This window comes from Azoarcus sp. DN11 (assembly GCF_003628555.1).
Classification (GTDB): domain Bacteria; phylum Pseudomonadota; class Gammaproteobacteria; order Burkholderiales; family Rhodocyclaceae; genus Aromatoleum.
Map to the genome: position 1 here is coordinate 3,167,319 of NZ_CP021731.1, position 16,761 is coordinate 3,184,079.

General features: G+C 66.3%; 13 protein-coding genes. 11 read left to right on the forward strand and 2 right to left on the reverse strand.

Features of this window, described 5'->3' with window-relative positions:
• The first annotated feature begins 15 nt into the window (after positions 1–15).
• The 6 genes from lysS (at position 16) to CDA09_RS14580 (ending at position 8,273) form a co-directional block, all read left to right on the forward strand.
• Positions 16–1,524, forward strand: a complete 1,509-nt coding sequence (lysS, locus tag CDA09_RS14555; protein ID WP_121429306.1) for a lysine--tRNA ligase — start codon at positions 16–18, stop codon at positions 1,522–1,524.
• A gap of 74 nt (positions 1,525–1,598) precedes the next feature.
• The gene (gene mnmC / locus CDA09_RS14560; protein ID WP_121429307.1) at positions 1,599–3,506 is read left to right on the forward strand and encodes a bifunctional tRNA (5-methylaminomethyl-2-thiouridine)(34)-methyltransferase MnmC2/FAD-dependent 5-carboxymethylaminomethyl-2-thiouridine(34) oxidoreductase MnmC1; all 1,908 of its coding nucleotides are present in this window, start codon (positions 1,599–1,601) and stop codon (positions 3,504–3,506) included.
• Between the two features lie 358 nt (positions 3,507–3,864).
• A complete protein-coding gene (locus CDA09_RS14565; protein ID WP_121429308.1) occupies positions 3,865–5,424 on the forward strand; it encodes a PAS domain-containing sensor histidine kinase in 1,560 nt (519 codons plus the stop codon).
• Positions 5,421–6,077: a response regulator gene (locus CDA09_RS14570; protein WP_121429309.1), complete on the forward strand. Its 657-nt coding sequence runs from the start codon at positions 5,421–5,423 to the stop codon at positions 6,075–6,077. The genes CDA09_RS14565 and CDA09_RS14570 overlap by 4 nt, the downstream gene beginning before the upstream one ends.
• Before the next feature lie 167 nt (positions 6,078–6,244).
• The gene (locus CDA09_RS14575; RefSeq protein ID WP_121429310.1) at positions 6,245–6,802 is read left to right on the forward strand and encodes a phasin family protein; all 558 of its coding nucleotides are present in this window, start codon (positions 6,245–6,247) and stop codon (positions 6,800–6,802) included.
• A 235-nt stretch (positions 6,803–7,037) separates the two neighbouring features.
• On the forward strand, positions 7,038–8,273 hold the full coding sequence (locus tag CDA09_RS14580) for an MFS transporter (RefSeq protein ID WP_121429311.1): 1,236 nt from the start codon (positions 7,038–7,040) through the stop codon (positions 8,271–8,273).
• Positions 8,274–8,282: 9 nt separating this feature from the next.
• Here the strand turns inward: CDA09_RS14580 and CDA09_RS14585 are convergent, their stop codons facing one another.
• Positions 8,283–8,750, reverse strand: coding sequence for a pyridoxamine 5'-phosphate oxidase family protein (locus CDA09_RS14585; RefSeq protein ID WP_121429312.1), 468 nt, complete (start codon positions 8,748–8,750; stop codon positions 8,283–8,285).
• On the reverse strand, positions 8,747–10,495 hold the full coding sequence (locus CDA09_RS14590; RefSeq protein WP_121429313.1) for a sigma-54-dependent Fis family transcriptional regulator: 1,749 nt from the start codon (positions 10,493–10,495) through the stop codon (positions 8,747–8,749). Before CDA09_RS14590 ends, CDA09_RS14585 begins: the two co-directional genes overlap by 4 nt.
• Before the next feature lie 452 nt (positions 10,496–10,947).
• On the opposite strand from CDA09_RS14590, the gene CDA09_RS14595 reads away from it, so the two are divergent.
• The 5 genes from CDA09_RS14595 (at position 10,948) to ppcD (ending at position 16,751) form a co-directional block, all read left to right on the forward strand.
• Positions 10,948–12,783 carry a PEP-utilizing enzyme gene (locus CDA09_RS14595; protein WP_121429314.1) on the forward strand — a complete coding sequence of 612 codons (1,836 nt, stop codon included), beginning with the start codon at positions 10,948–10,950 and terminating at the stop codon, positions 12,781–12,783.
• A 13-nt stretch (positions 12,784–12,796) separates the two neighbouring features.
• Complete coding sequence (locus CDA09_RS14600) at positions 12,797–13,924, forward strand: PEP/pyruvate-binding domain-containing protein (RefSeq protein WP_121429315.1); 1,128 nt, start codon at positions 12,797–12,799, stop codon at positions 13,922–13,924.
• Positions 13,925–13,937: 13 nt separating this feature from the next.
• Positions 13,938–14,606, forward strand: a complete 669-nt coding sequence (locus tag CDA09_RS14605; protein WP_121429316.1) for a CBS domain-containing protein — start codon at positions 13,938–13,940, stop codon at positions 14,604–14,606.
• 48 nt (positions 14,607–14,654) lie between these two features.
• Positions 14,655–16,076, forward strand: a complete 1,422-nt coding sequence (gene ppcB, locus CDA09_RS14610; protein ID WP_121429317.1) for a phenylphosphate carboxylase subunit beta — start codon at positions 14,655–14,657, stop codon at positions 16,074–16,076.
• 165 nt (positions 16,077–16,241) lie between these two features.
• Positions 16,242–16,751 carry a phenylphosphate carboxylase subunit delta gene (gene ppcD, locus CDA09_RS14615; RefSeq protein WP_121429318.1) on the forward strand — a complete coding sequence of 170 codons (510 nt, stop codon included), beginning with the start codon at positions 16,242–16,244 and terminating at the stop codon, positions 16,749–16,751.
• Positions 16,752–16,761: the final 10 nt, after the last annotated feature.

Sequence of the window (16,761 nt, forward strand, 5' to 3'; positions counted from 1 at the left end):
CAAGCCTGCCGATTCATGAGCGACCAGAACAACAACGCCCCGACCGTAGCCGACGAGAACCACATCATCGCCGAGCGGCGTGAAAAACTGGCCGCGTGGCGCGCCACCGGCCGCGCCTTCCCGAACGACTTCGCTCGCGAGAACACCGCGGGCAAGCTCGACGAACTGTACGGCGACAAGGAACCCGAGGCTCTGGAAGCCAACCCGGTCGAAGTGAAGGTCGCCGGCCGCGTGATGCTCAAGCGCGTCATGGGCAAGGCCAGCTTTGTCACGATCCAGGACCTGTCCGGCCGCATCCAGCTCTACGTGACGCGCGACGCAGTGGGCGAAGAGATCTACGTCGACTTCAAGCACTGGGACATCGGCGACATCGTCGGCGGCGTGGGTACCGTGTTCAAGACGCGCACCGGCGAACTGTCGGTCAAGGTGACCGAAGTGCGCCTGCTCACCAAGAGCCTGCGCCCGCTGCCGGACAAGTTCCACGGCCTCACCGACGTCGAGCAGAAGTACCGCCAGCGCTACGTCGACCTCATCATGAACGAGCAGACGCGCTTCACCTTCGTCGCGCGCAGCCGCATGGTGCAGTCGATCCGCAATTACATGGTCACTCACGGCTTCCTCGAAGTCGAAACGCCGATGATGCACCCCATCCCCGGCGGCGCCGCGGCCAAGCCCTTCATCACGCATCACAACGCGCTGGACATGGAGCTGTTCCTGCGCATCGCGCCTGAGCTCTACCTCAAGCGCCTCGTGGTGGGCGGCTTCGAGAAGGTCTTCGAAGTCAACCGCAACTTCCGCAACGAAGGCCTCAGCCCGCGCCACAACCCCGAATTCACGATGATGGAGTTCTACGAGGCCTACGCGGACTATCGCAGCCTGATGAACTTCACCGAAGGCCTGCTGCGCCAGGCCGCGCGCGAAGCGCTGGGCACCGAGGTGTTCGTGTACCAGGGCCGCGAGCTCGACCTGTCCAAGCCCTTCGCGCGCCTGACCATCGTCGAGGCGATCCGCAAGTATCACCCGGGCTTCACCGTCGAGCAGCTCAACGACGCCGCCTGGGTGCGCAACAAGCTCAAGGACCTCAAGGCCGAACCGCGCGACGGCGCCGGCCTCGGCACGCTGCAGCTGATGCTGTTCGAGGAAACCACCGAGGCCGAGCTGTGGGAACCGACCTTCATCGTCGACTACCCGGCCGAAGTGTCGCCGCTCGCGCGCCGCAACGACGCCAACCCGGACATCACCGAACGCTTCGAACTCTTCATCGTCGGCCGCGAGATCGCCAACGGCTTCTCCGAACTGAACGACCCCGAGGACCAGGCCGCGCGCTTCCTCGAGCAGGTGAAGGCGAAGGAAGCCGGCGACGAGGAGGCGATGTATTTCGACGCCGACTACATCCGCGCGCTGGAATTCGGCCTGCCCCCGACCGGCGGCTGCGGCATCGGCATCGACCGCCTCGTGATGTTGCTCACCGACAGCCCGAGCATCCGCGACGTGATCCTCTTCCCGCAGATGCGGCTGGAATGACCGGCAACGCTGCAACGAAACCCCGGGCGCCGCAAGGCGCCCTGTCTTTTTCGGCACTGGGTTCCTGAATCGCCATGCCCATCGAGCCCGCCCGACTGAGCTTCACCGAGGACGGCACGCCCTGTTCGACGGCCTTTGGCGACGTATATCACTCGCGTGACGGCGGCCTCGAACAGGCGCGACACGTCTTCATCGCGGGCGACGACCTGCCGGAGCGTTGGCGGCGGCGCGAGCGCTTCACGATCGTCGAGACGGGTTTCGGCCTCGGGCTGAACTTCCTCGCCACCTGGGCGGCATGGCGGGACGATCCGCAGCGCTGCGGGCGGCTGCACTTCGTGTCGGTCGAGCGCCACCCCTTCCGCCGCGCGGATCTGGCGACGCTGCACGCGCGCTGGCCGGCGCTCGCACCGCTGGCGGCCGAACTGCAGGCGCAGTGGCCGGTGCTGATGCCGGGCATGCATCGCCTCCACCTCAATGGCGGCCGCGTCATCCTGACGCTGATGCTGGGCGACGCGCTCGAACTGCTCCCGCAACTGCAATGCCGCGCCGATGCGTTCTATCTGGACGGTTTTTCCCCGGCGACGAACCCCGAACTGTGGTCCGCCGAGCTGCTGCGCGAGCTTCCGCGACTCGCCGCCCCCGGAGCGACGCTCGCGACCTGGTCGGTGAGCGGCGCAGTGCGCCGGGCGCTCGGGGAGATCGGTTTCCGCTGCGAGAAGGGCGCGGGTTTCGGCGGCAAGCGCGAGATGCTGCGCGCCCGGTTCGACGCTCCCGATTCGGCGCCCGCGGGGGACTCACCCCGGCACGCGCTGGTGCTCGGCGCGGGTCTCGCCGGCAGCAGCATCGCAAACCGCCTCGCCGAGCGCGGCTGGAGCGTGGAGGTGGTCGACGCCGCCCCCGGCCCCGGTGCCGGCGCGTCGGGCAACCTGAGCGGGGTGCTGCGGCCGCTGCCGAGCCTCGACGACAACCGCCTCGCCCGCATCACGCGCGCCGGCGCGCTGTACGGCCTGCGCCACCTGCAGCGTCTGAGCGAACTCGGCCTCCCGGTGCGCTGGGACGCCTGCGGCGTGCTGCACCTCGCACGCGATCCAGCGCACGAGGAGAAGCAGCGACGCGTCGTGGAGGCCGCGCAGGCCCCCGACGATTTCCTGCGTTTCGTCGACCGTGAGCAGGCCACGGAGCTCGCCGGCTGGCCGGTCGCACAGGGCGGCTGGTGGTTTCCGGGTGGCGGCTGGGTAAATCCGCCCAGCCTGTGCGCGGCGAATCTGGCTGCCTTTCCGCAACGCATCCGGTGTCATTACGGCCGTGGTGTCGCTGCGCTGGAGCAGGGTCCGGCGGGTTGGCGCGCACTCGATGCGGGCGGGCAGACGATCGCCGCGGCGCCGGTCGCGATCCTCGCCAACGGCACCGGCATCCGGCAGTTCCCGCAGGCGGCCGCCCTCCCCGTGCGCAGCGCGCGAGGCCAGGTGAGCCACCTGCCCGCCCTGCCAGGCAGCGCACCGCGCGTCGTCGTGTGCCGGCTCGGCTATGTCAGCCCGGAAATCGACGGCGTGCGCTGTGCCGGCGCCACCTTTTCCGTGGACGACGACGACCCGGCGCAGCGCCTCGCCGATCACCGCGAAAACCTCGCGAAACTGAACTTCATCCTGCCGGGCTTTGCCTCCGGCCTGGACCCGGCGCAACTCGACGGACGCGTCGGATTCCGTCCGGCCTCCCCGGATCGCCTGCCGATGATCGGCGCGATCCCGTCGATTCTCCAGGCCGAGCGCGGCACGCCGCTCGCGTCCATCCCGCGCCAACCGGACCTCCATGCGGTCGAGGGATTCGGCGCGCGCGGACTCGTGTGGGCCGCGCTCGCGGCCGAACTGCTGGCGAGCGAGCTTGCCGGCGACCCCCTGCCGCTCGAACGCCCCCTCGTCGACGCCCTCGACCCCGCCCGTTATCTCCTCCGCCCGCCACGCCGCGCCGTCGCGGAGGAATGAGGTGCTGCCGGCGATGGAAACATCGCGTTACAGGCACATCGCCGGTTCGTGGTATATGGGGAAAGATTCTACCGGTATGATCATCCGTCCGAGAACGGCCATCCACGCCGGTTTTATCCATTCGAAAAGAGTGGGTATGGATGCTTTTCGGATAACCTGTGCCCGGTGCCCGTGAGAACGCCGCGCCGGCCGGTTGAAATCGACAGGGAGGTTGTTGCTCTATCTAAAATGGAACAAAGAAGCTCAGACCCTGCACTGCCTTTCGAGCTTGACGCCCATCCATCGCCACCCGCCGGCCCGGTCGGAGGGGCGCGCGGATGTGTGCCCGCCACGTCATCCGTTTCGCAGTGAGATCGTCATGCCGCGGGAGCTCACCGATTACCGAGACAATGAAGAGGCGCTGCGCGCCAGCGAAGCGCGGCTGCACGAAGCGCAGGCGGTCGGCCGCATGGGCGATTGGGAGCTGGATCGCAACACGGGCGCGATGAGCTGGTCCCCGCAGCTTTTTCGTCTGTTCGAGCGTTCGAACGCCATGGGGACGCCTGACCTGAACGAGGCGCTCGGCTACTACTCGCTCGAATCCGTGGAGCTCACGCGGGCGGCGTTCTGGGAAGCGATCGATAGCGGGAACCGCCTCGACCTCGAGCAGACCGTGCTTCTGCCGTCGGGAGCAGAGCGCTACCACGCCACGACCATCGTTCCCGTGAAAGACGGCAGCGGCAGGGTGTACAAGCTGTACGGGACAACGCAGGACATCACCGAACGCAAGCTCGCGGAACAGGAACTCCGCCGCAAGACCCACGAGATCGAGGACCTGTACCAGAACGCGCCCTGCGGTTACTACTCGCTCGACGCAAACGGGCTGATCATCCGGATCAACGACACGCAGCTGCGCTGGCAGGGGTACGAGCGGGAGGAAGTCGTCGGCCGCATGCATGCCTCCGAACTCTTCGGCCCGGCCAGCCGCGCCTTGTTCGGGCAGGTCTTCCGCACGTTCAAGAGAATGGGCGTGCTGCACAACATGGACATGGAACTGTTGCACAAGGATGGCTCGATCCAGCCCGTTCTCATGAGTTCGACGGCGCTCTTCGATGCGCAGGGGAATTTCCTCGCCAGCCGCACGGTGCTGTCGGACAACACCGACCGCAAGCAGCTCGAGCTCGAACGCACGGCCCACGCGACCCGCCTCGCGGAGCTTTCGCGGCACATGGTCGACGTGCAGGAAAACGAACGCCGCAAGTTCGCCTCGGCGCTGCACGACCATGCCAGCCCCAACCTGGCCGCCCTGCAGCTCACGCTGACCAACCTCGCGCGGGCGCTGCCGCCGGTCGCGCTCTCCGAGCTCCAGCCCCTGCTCGACGACGCGCAGGCGCTGCTCCTCGACACGATCAGCGGCATCCGCGACATCTGCACCAACCTGCGCCCGGCCACGCTCGATTACGCCGGGCTGGTTCCTGCAGTGCAGGACTACGCCCAGCAGTTCAGACTGCGCACGGGGATCGACGTGCACCTCGACACCACCGGCTTCACGATGCAACTGCCTTCCAACCTCCAGTCGCTGCTCTTTCGCATCGCGCAGGAAGCCCTGACGAATTGCGCCAAGCACGCGCGCGCCAGGAACGTCCGTATCCATCTGTCGAACCGCAACACCCGCCTGCTGATGCAGGTCGCCGACGACGGCGTGGGTTTCGATCCACGCCACCTGGGCGAGACCGGAGCGACACCGGGACTCGGCCTGATCACGATGAGGGAGCGGGCAGAATTTGCCGGCGGACGGTTTTCGCTGCGCTCGCACCCACAGTCCGGAACCGAAATCCAGGTGACGTTCGACATCGGCGCGAGCGGGGTCCTCCTCCGGCCGTTCCGGCGAGCCAGCGACTTCGCGAAACGGCAGCCACCACCCACGGACACGCAATGACCAACACCAAGGTACATATCGCCCTCGCGGACGATCACCGGATGTTCCTCCATGCCCTGCGCGCGCTGCTGGAGAAGGAGCCCGGCATCGACGTCGTCGGTGTCGCGGGCACCGGCGAGGAGCTGCTGGCGATCGCTGCAGACCAGCCGGTCGACATCGCCTGCGTGGACATCGGGATGCCGGCGATGAACGGCATCGAGACGACGCGGCGCCTGCTCGCGCTGCGGCCGCACATCAAGGTGATCGGCGTGTCGGCATTTTCCGACCGCCAGTTCGTGCTCGACCTGCTCAACGCCGGCGCGCGCGGCTTCGTCACCAAGGCCGAAGCAGGCGAAGAGCTGTTGCGCGCGATCCACACGGTGCAGCTCGGAAAGACCTACCTGTGCCCGGACGTCGCCGCGACCGTCACGAATGCGCTGCTCGACAATGTCCCACGCGACACCGCCACGCCGCGCATCACCGCGCGCGAGCGCCAGGTGCTGCAGCTGATTGCGGAAGGGCACACCTCGGCACGCATCGCCGAACGCCTGCATCTCGCGGCCTCGACGGTCGAGGTGCACCGCCGCAACATCATGCGCAAGCTCGATCTGCACAGCGTCGCGGAGCTGACGAAGTATGCCATCCGCAACGGCATCACGACGATTTCGGGATGAGCCGGGCCACTCGTCAGAATACCGATAAACCAGTACGTAAAACACGCAGAACGATGTATGTCATACGCAATGTTTGCAACGTAGCATTCGAGTTCCCCCCCACCCTGCGCCCAGACGACAGAGATCCGACAGCGCGTGACCACACATATAGCTGAGGAGAGCTCGACATGAACAATTACGTATCCGCACAAAAATTCGCAAAGGCCACCAACGGCAACATCGAGGCCTTCCAGTCCTTCGCCGAAATCATCTTCAGTGCGACCGAACGCCTGATCGCCCTCAACATCGGCGCCGCCCGCACGGCCTGCGCCTGCGCCTCGGAGAGTGCCAGCCCGGTGGTCGATGGGGATCTGCGCGGGCAGTTCGCTTCCCGCATGAACGCCCAGGGCAAATCGCTCGAGCAAGCCGCGGAATACTTCCGCGGCATCAACGAACTGTTCCTCGAGACGCAGGGCGATATCGCAGCCTTCGGTACCCGGCAACTCAACGAACTCACGAGCGGTTTCGGTGAATTCATGGAGCAGGTCGCCCAGTCCGCGCCCGCCGGCAGCAGCGATTTCGTCGATGCGCTCAAGACTGCGATGACCAACGCCAGCGCGGCGTATGAAAACTTCGTCAAGACCAGCCGCGACGTTGCCGAAACCAACCTCGCAGCCGCCAGCAACGCGCTTCAGCCGATGCTGACCGCGCCGGCCAGCAGCGTGAAGGGCCGCAAGGCAGCCTGACCGGCCGAGGGCGCCCAAACGCCATCGAGCTGTCGACAAGGGGGCGGAAACGCCCCCTTGTCATTTCTACCGTACCGCACCATCAGCCCAGCGTTGCCCCCGGCGCTCGAGCTTCGGCGCCCGATGCGGAATGTCGGCTCATGCGGCGGGGCGTCTCGCCGTCCATTTAGCTTGACTTAAAATCGTTTTACTTCCACTCTTTTGGATATTCCGCCGCCACTTCGACAGAATGTCCATGAAGACCCTCGACAGCCCGACTGCGCTGGCGCTTCTTGCAGGTTGCCTCGCGTCGGCCCAGGTCGGCAAGGTACCCCCCGCACTCGCCGCGATTCGCGAACAGCTCGGGGTGAACCTCATCCACGCCGGCTGGATCGCGACGGCCATCAACGCCGCAGCCGCAATGTTTGGCGTGGCCGTAGGCCTCGCGCTCGCACGCCTGGGCGCTGAACGCGGGCTGCTGACGGGGTTGCTGCTGATGGGCATCGGTTCCGCGCTCGGGGCCGCCGCCCCGGACGGCCTGACGCTGATTGCGTCGCGCGCCTGCGAAGGCGCGGGTTTCGTGCTGGTCGTCGTCGCCGCCCCCTCGCTCCTCGCCGCCGCCGCGGCCGATGACCCCGCACGCCGGCGGCGCCTGCTGACCCTGTGGAGCTGCTACATGCCGACCGGCATGGGATTGATGATGGCCGTGGCGCCGCTGCTCCTCCAGCGCTACGGATGGCGCGGACTGTGGGCTGCGAATGCCGTGGCAGTCGCGGCCAGCCTTCTCGCGGCCGTGCTGCTGCATCGTCGCCTCGCCGAACGCGCCGGCCCGCGCCCGCCGCCGCTGCAGATATTCACGCGCGCACGTCTCACCCAGCCGGCCTTCTGGCTCATGGGTGCGTGCTTCGGGAGCTATGCGGCGACATGGTTCATGATCGCCACCTGGCTGCCCTCGTTTGCGGTCGAGCACATGGGCTACACGGCCGAGCACGCGACCTGGCTCACCGCGGTGGCCGTCGGCGGCAACATCCTCGGCAACCTGACTACCGGGCACTTGCTCGCACGAGGCGTTCCGCGCTGGACGCTACAGTTGGGCGTCATGGTGATGATGGGCGGGCTGGGCTGGTTCGTGTTCACGGCGGGCTACGATCCGCTGCTGCGGTCGGTCGCGGCGGTCGTCGCCTGCAGCGCCGGCGGCCTGCTGCCTGCGGCCGTCATGGGCGGAATTCCGCTGCATGCGCGCTCGCCGGCCGACATCGCGATCGGCAACGGCATCCTGATGCAGTGTTCGAACCTCGGGACTTTCGTCGGCGTACCGGCGATTGCCGCGCTCGCGACCGCTCTCGGGGGATGGGATGGCGGCCGCTGGCTGATTCCCCTGCTCGCGGGCGTCGGCGTGGCCGCGGCCTGGGCATTCCGGGGAGTCGAACGCCGGCACGATGTGAATGCGGCCACCGGGTCGCCTGCGGCCACCCTGGTCGAGCAGACTTAGGGCTTGCCCCTACGCCGGGGCACTGCAGTCGACCGCTTCGCGGTGTCCGAACCCGGCCGAGTTGTCGATGAAGTACAGGTGCTCGGGCTCGAAGCGGTACCAGCGCACCTTTGCGAACGCCTTCACGATGGCCGCGGGGGCCTGCGCGAGCTTGCCGACGATCGGGAATTTCGCCCCGTAGAGTTCGCGAGCCCGTTTTTCCTCCTCGCCGGCGATCTCGGCGGCCCGCCCTTCGGCCTGGATGCCCTTGATCTGCGGCCAGTCTGCGCAGTCCTCCTGGATCGTGACGGCGATCCGGGTGTCGTGCGCGATGTTGCGGCTGTGGCGCGAGGTCGGCGCGGAGAGGAAGTACAGCCGCAAGCCGTCGTTCACGTAGAAGACCGCGGCGGCCCATACCCCGCCCTCGCCAAGCGACGCGAGGGTCATCGCATGATGCGCCTGCAGGTAGGCGAGCACTTTCGCCCGCGATTCGCTCATGTCGGCCCCGGGTCGCGCGTTTCGCGCGGCATTTCGCCGGCCGCGCCGTCGCGCGCGACGGACTCCTCGTGCAGGCGTTTCAGGCGGTAGGCGAGCTGCGGGCGCGTGATGCCGAGCATGCGTGCCGCCCACGAGAGGTTGCCGCGAGCCTTGTCCATCGCGGCTTCGAGCAGCATCGCCTCGACCTCGTCGAGGGTCATCGCACCGTCGCACACGGCCTCGCACAGGGCGCGACCGGCGTGGGGACCGGCGATGTCCAGCTTGCCGTCGGAGTCGAGGCCCAGTTCCTGCACCTCGTCGTCGCTGCGCGACAGGAAGAGATGCTCGATCTCGATGCGCCCCCCCTGTGGGGCGAGAATCACGCCACGTTCGACGGTGTTCTGCAGCTCGCGGATGTTGCCCGGCCAGGCGTAACCGACCAGCGCCTTCTTCGCCTTGTCGGTGAAGCCGAGCAGCTTCTTGCCGTTGATCGCCGAGTATTTTTCGAGGAAATGCTTCGCCAGCGGCGAGATATCGTCACGCCGTTCGCGCAGCGCCGGAATGTTGATCTGGAAGGCATTGAGGCGGTAGTAGAGGTCGGCGCGGAAGCGCCCTTCCTTGACCAGCTGCGCGAGGCCGGCGTTGGTCGCGGCGACGAGGCGGACGTTGATCTTGCGCAGCCTGTCATCACCGAGGCGCTCGACTTCGCCTTCCTGCAACACGCGCAGCAGCTTGCTCTGCGCGGTGAGCGGCAGGTCGCCGACCTCGTCGAGGAAGAGCGTGCCACCGTCGGCCCGCTCGAAGCGCCCCGGGCGCGATACCTGCGCGCCGGTGTAGGCGCCCTTCTCGACCCCGAAGAGCTCGGATTCGACGAGGTCGTGCGGGATCGCAGCGCAGTTGATCGCCACGAGCGGCTTGTCGCGGCGGTTGCTCATCTCGTGCAGCGCGCGGGCGAAGAGTTCCTTGCCGACGCCCGTCTCGCCCAGCAGCAGGACGGTGATCTGCCCGCTCGCGGCCTGCTTGAGCAGGTCCAGCGCATGCCGGAAGCCGGGCGAATGGCCGATCATGTCGGCCGGGAGGTTTTCCTTCTCGGCGATCGTCGAGCGCAGCTGCACGATCTGGGTCTGCAGGTCGATGAGCTGGTCGGCGATCGGATCGGGCGCGAAGTAGCGCATATGCTCGTCGGCGTCCTCCCATTCCTCGATCGGCTTGCCGACGATGCGACAGCTTTCGTCGCCCATCCCGGCGCATTCGACTTCCTTGTACAGGATCTGGCGCCCCATGAAGGCCGAGGAGTAGCCGCAGGCGTAACCGATCTGCGTCCAGCACACGGGCTCGTTGTGGATGCCGAACTGTCGCCGGTGCGACTGCCCCTCCCACGAGTTGATCCAGCGGAATTCACAGTGGAAAGTCCCGGCCTCGCGATCGACTTCGACGCGGATCGGGATCACGCCGACGATGCCTTCGAGCGAGTGCAGTTGCGGGCCGGTCATGAAGGCGTCGACCTCGCTGAGTTCGGGCATGCGCGTGCGCACGAGTTCGGCGTCGCGCACCCCGGAGGCGTAGCCCATGCGCAGCAGCAGGCCGCGCGCCCGGGTCATTCCGAGCGTGTCGATCAGTTCCTTGCGCAGCGAGGCCTGTGCCTCGGCGTGCACGAGCAGCATGCGGTGCTCGTGCAGCCAGATCTGGCCGGTTTCGGCGCAGAAATGGACTCGCGAGCGCAGGTCGTCCGCCGCGACGCGCGCCTTGGAATGGGCCCTGGTCATTGCCTGGTCCTCATGCTGTCTCCTCCTAGAGCGCTCGTTCTACGCGCCGTCCCTGACCGCCGTATTGACCCAAATCAAACGATTTGAAGTCGTGCTTTTTGCTTGCAATTTCCCGCACTCGGGAGCCGGTTCACCAAATGATCAAACGGCCTGTCGACGCCCCAAAAAGCTTCATCAAATGATCAAGCGCCGGCATTGCACGTGACCGCGCATCCCGCGCGCGGCAAGCGTTTTCGCAGGTTTCCGAAAGATTTTTTTCCGCAACTGCGTCATGGGCCCGACGGCCTTGTGCCGCGGTCTCCGCCGCCCCGCACAGCACCCTCCTGGCATGCAACGTTGCTGCATTGCGTCAGCGTCTGCTGGCACAGCGGTTGCGATGGATGTTCCGCAACCGGTCGCAAAACGAGTCCGGCCAAATCCAAAAAACGACACAGCACGAGGGGACACAAAACATGAAGTTTCCTGTTCCGCACGACGTGAAGGGCAAGACGATCCCGGGCACCGAAGGCTGGGAGCTGATGTATCCGTACCACTACCAGTTCGTCACCGACGATCCCGAGCGCAACCAGTACGAGAAGGACACGTTCTGGTTCTACGACGGCCTGCATTACCCCGAGCCGCTCTATCCCTTCGACACGATCTGGGACGAGGCCTGGTACCTCGCGCTGTCGCAGTTCAACAACCGCATCTTCCAGGTGCCGCCGGTGCGCGGCGTCGATCACCGCATCATCAACGGCTACGTCTATATCTCGCCGGTGCCGGTGAAGAACCCCGACGAGATCGGGCAGCGCGTGCCCAACTTCATGGAGCGTGCCGGTTACTACTACAAGAACTGGGACGAGCTCGAGGCGAAGTGGAAGACCAAGATGGAGGGCACGATCGCCGAGCTCGAGGCGCTGCCGATCCCGCGCCTGCCGGAGGTCGAGGACCTGAAGGTGGTGACCGACGGCGTCGGCGAATCGACCGCCTACCACCTGATCAAGAACTACGACGACCTGATCAACCTCGGCATCCGCTGCTGGCAGTACCACTTCGAGTTCCTGAACCTGGGCTACGCGGCCTACGTGTTCTTCATGGACTTCACGCAGAAGCTGTTCCCGAGCATCCCGCTGCAGCGCGTGACGCAGATGATCTCGGGCATCGACGTGATCATGTACAAGTCCGACGACGAGCTGAAGGCGCTGGCGAAGAAGGCCGTCGCGCTCGAAGTCGATGACGTCGTGACCGCACACCGCGAGTGGGCGGACGTGAAGGCGGCGCTCGCCGGGCAGCGCCACGGTGACGAGTGGCTCGCGGCCTTCGAGAAGGCGCGTTACCCGTGGTTCAACATCTCGTCCGGCACGGGCTGGTTCCATACGGACCGCAGCTGGAACGACAACCTGAACCTGCCGCTGGACGGCATCCAGACCTACATCCAGAAGCTGCGCGACGGCCAGGAGATCGACCGCCCGATGGAGGCCGTGCGCGCCGAGCGCGACCGCGTCACCGCCGAGTATCGCGACCTGATCGACAACGACCAGGACCGCAAGCAGTTCGACGAGCTGCTCGGCTGCGCCCGCACGGTGTTCCCGTACGTCGAGAACCACCTGTTCTACGTCGAGCATTGGTTCCACTCGGTGTTCTGGAACAAGATGCGCGAAGTTGCCGCGATCATGCAGGAACATGGCCTGATCGCCGAGATCGAGGATATCTGGTACCTGCGCCGCGACGAGATCAAGCAGGCGCTGTGGGACATCGTCACCGCGTGGGCGACCGGTGTCACTCCGCGCGGCACGAAGACCTGGCCGGCCGAGATCGAGTGGCGCAAGGGCGTGATGCAGAAGTTCCGCGAGTGGGCGCCGCCGCCGGCGATCGGCATCGCGCCGGAGGTGATCCAGGAGCCCTTCACGATCGTGCTGTGGGGCGTCACGAACAGTTCGCTGTCGGCCTGGGCCTCCGTTCAGGAAGTCGCCGACCCCGACAGCATCACCGAGCTGAAGGGCTTCCCGGCGAGCCCGGGCACCGTCGAAGGCAGGGCGCGCGTGTGCCGCAGCGCGGAGGAGATCCGCGACCTGCAGGAGGGCGAGATCCTCGTCGCCCCGACGACCTCGCCGTCCTGGGCACCCGCGTTCGCGAAGATCAAGGCCTGCATCACCGACGTCGGCGGCGTGATGAGCCACGCGGCGATCGTGTGCCGCGAGTACGGCATGCCGGCGGTCGTCGGCACCGGCCATTCCACCCGCGTGATCAAGACCGGCATGACGCTGCGCGTCGATGGTTCGACCGGCCTGGTCACGATCGTCCAGTGAAGGGGAAACCAAGATGGGAAGCGCTTTGATGGCCGAAGAAGTCCGCCTCGCGCCCGGCCTCGACAGCCGGGCACCGAAGGTGTGCTTCTTCGAGGACTGCAACAAGGATTCCGTGCCGCTGGTCGGCGGGAAGTGCTCGTCGCTCGGCGAGCTGATCAACACCGGCGTAAGGGTGCCACCGGGCTTCGCGGTGACGACCGCGGGCTACGCGCAGTTCATGCGCGAGGCCGGCATCCAGGACGAGGTCCATGCCCTGCTGCAGGGGCTCGATCACGACGACATGGACCGGCTGGAGGCGGCGTCACGCGAGATCCGCGAGATGATCGAGTCGCGGCCGATCTCGATCGAGCTCGAGGACCTGATCGCGGAGGCCTACCGCAAGCTGTCGGTGCGCTGCTACCTGCCGGCGGTGCCGGTGGCGGTGCGCTCCAGCGCGACGGCCGAGGACCTGCCGGGCGCGAGCTTCGCCGGCCAGCAGGACACCTACCTGTGGATCCGCGGCATCGACGACGTGATCCACCACATCCGGCGCTGCTTCTCCAGCCTGTACACGGCGCGCGCCATCGCCTACCGCATCCGCATGGGCTTCCCGCACGAGCAGGTGGCGATCAGCGTGGGCGTGCAGAAGATGGCGAACGCCTACACCGCGGGCGTGATGTTCACGCTGCACCCCTCGACCGGCGACCGCTCGGTGATCGTGATCGACTCGAACTTCGGCTTCGGCGAGTCGGTGGTGTCGGGCGAGGTGACGCCGGACAACTTCGTGGTGAACAAGGTCACGCTGGACATCATCGAGCGGACGATCTCGACGAAGGAGATCTGCTACACGGCGGACCTCAAGCTGCAGCGCTCGGTCGCGATGGAGGTGCCGGCGGAGCGCCAGAACATCCAGTCGCTGATCGACGACGAGATCACCGAGCTCGCGTGGATGGCCAAGAAGATCGAGAAGCACTACGGCCGCCCGATGGACATCGAGTGGGCGATCGACAAAAACCTGCCCGTCGGCGGCAACGTGTTCGTGCTTCAGGCCCGCCCCGAGACGATCTGGAGCAACAAGCAGAAGGCACCGGCGACGACCGGAGCGACCTCGGCGATGGACTACATCGTCTCGAACCTGCTCGTCGGCAAGCGCCTGTCCTGAAGAGGAGATCAACGTGATCGTACGCAACTGGATGCAAGCCAACCCCGCGGTGCTCGGCAGCGACACGCTGCTGTCGGAAGCCAAGCGGATCCTGTCGGAGACCAATCTGCATGCGCTGCCGGTCGTCGATGACGGGCGGCTGCGCGGGCTCGTCACCCGCGCCGGCTGCCTGCGCGCCGCGCACGCCGCGATCCGCAGCCAGAGCCCGGATGAGCTCAACTACTTCTCGAACCACGTAAAGGTCAAGGACATCATGGTGCGCAACCCCGCCACTATCGACGCCAACGACACGATGGAGCGCTGCCTGCAGGTCGGCCAGCAGGCGGGCGTCGGCCAGCTGCCGGTGATGGACGACGGTCACGTCGTCGGGATGATCTCGGCGATCGAGATGTTCTCGCTCGCGGCGCACTTCCTCGGCGCGTGGGAGCGCAGGAGCGGCGTGACGCTGGCGCCGACGCGCATCGGCCCCGGGACGATCGGCCGCATCGCCGACATCGTCGAAGGCACCGGCGCCGAGGTGCATGCGATCTACCCGATCAGCCTGGGCCCGAAGGGCGTCGCGAGCGGCGATCAGGAGCGGAAGGTGATCGTGCGCTTCCACCACGCGGACACGGACGAAGTGACGCGCGCGCTCGGGGCTGCCGGCTACGAAGTCATCGAGTCGGTGCAGGCGATGCATTGATTCCCGTCACACAACAACCCCAACTTTCCCGCCAAGGAGACATCCGAAATGGATCTGAGATATTTCATCAACCAGTGCGCCGAAGCCCATGAACTGAAGCGCGTCACGACCGAGGTCGACTGGAATCTGGAGCTGTCGCACGTCTCGAAGCTCACCGAGGAGAAGAAAGGCCCGGCGCTGCTGTTCGAGAGCGTGAAGGGCTACGACACGCCGGTGTTCACGGGCGCCTTCGCGACGACCAAGCGCCTCGCGATCATGCTGGGCCTGCCGCACGACCTCACGCTGTGCCAGTCGGCGCAGCAATGGATGAAGAAGACGATCACGTCCGAAGGCCTGATCAAGGCGAAGGAAGTGAAGGAAGGGCCGGTGCTGGAAAACGTGCTGACCGGCGACAAGGTCGATCTCAGCATGTTCCCGGTGCCGAAGTTCTTCCCGCTCGACGGTGGGCGCTACATCGGCACGATGGTGTCGGTGGTGCTGAAGGACCCGGAGACGGGCGAGGTGAACCTCGGCACTTACCGCATGCAGATGCTCGACGACAAGCGCTGCGGCGTGCAGATCCTGCCGGGCAAGCGCGGCGAACGGATCATGAAGAAGTACGCCAAGATGGGCAAGAAGATGCCCGCGGCGGCGATCATCGGCTGCGATCCGCTGATCTTCATGGCGGGCACGCTGATGCACAAGGGGGCGTCCGACTACGACATCACCGGCACTGTGCGCGGCCAGCAGGCCGAGTTCCTGATGGCGCCGCTGACCGGGCTGCCGGTGCCGGCGGGCGCGGAGATCGTGCTCGAGGGCGAGATCGACCCGAACGCCTTCCTGCCCGAAGGCCCGTTCGCGGAATACACCGGCTACTACACCGACGAGCTGCACAAGCCGATCCCGAAGCCGGTGCTGGAAGTGCAGCAGATCCTGCATCGCAACAACCCGATCCTGTGGGCGACCGGCCAGGGCCGTCCGGTGACCGACGTGCATATGCTGCTCGCCTTCACGCGCACGGCGACGCTGTGGACCGAACTGGAGCAGATGCGCATCCCGGGCATCCAGTCGGTGTGCGTGCTGCCCGAGTCCGCGGGGCGCTTCTGGACGGTCGTGTCGGTGAAGCAGGCCTACCCGGGGCATTCGCGCCAGGTCGCCGACGCGGTGCTCGGCACGAACACCGGCAACTACGGCATGAAGGGCGTCATTACGGTCGATGAGGACATCCAGGCCGACGACCTGCAGCGCGTGTTCTGGGCACTGTCCTGCCGCTACGACCCGATGCGCGGCACCGAGCTCATCAAGCGCGGCCGCTCGACGCCGCTCGACCCGGCGCTCGACCCGAACTCCGACAAGCTCACGACCTCGCGCATCCTGATGGACGCGTGCATTCCGTTCGAATGGAAGCAGAAGCCGGTCGAGGCGCGCATGGACGAGGAGACGCTGGCGAAGATCCGGGCGCGGTGGCACGAGTACGGGATCGGGATCTGAAAGCTACTCGACCCGGGTTAGCAGGTCCCTTCCCCTTCAAGGGGAAGGACAGGATCGGGATGGGTTTCTTGCACACGCTGCGGAGTCCACCCATCCCCACCCCAGCCCTCCCCTTGAAGGGGAGGGAGTGGCCGGGCAAGGCTCAACTGAAGAGGGAACGAAGACATGGAAAAGGCCAAGAACATCAAGCTGGTGATCCTCGACGTTGATGGCGTCATGACCGACGGGCGCATCGTCATCAACGACGATGGCATCGAGTCGCGCAACTTCGACATCAAGGACGGCATGGGCGTGATCGTGCTGCAGCTGTGCGGCGTCGAGGTCGCGATCATCACGTCGAAGAAGTCCGGCGCAGTGCGCCATCGCGCCGAGGAGCTGAAGATCAAGCGCTTCTTTGAGGGCATCAAGAAGAAGACCGAGCCCTACACGCAGATGCTGGAGGAAATGAACATCTCCGACGCCGAGGTCTGCTACGTCGGCGACGACCTGGTGGATCTGTCGATGATGAAGCGCGTCGGACTGCCGGTGGCGGTCGGCGACGCGGTCGCGGACGTCAAGGAAGCCGCGGCCTACGTGACGGCGGCGCGCGGCGGGCACGGCGCGGTGCGCGAAGTCGCGGAGCTGATCCTGAAAGCGCAGGGTAAGTGGGACGCGATGCTCTCGAAGATCCACTGATACCACCGAA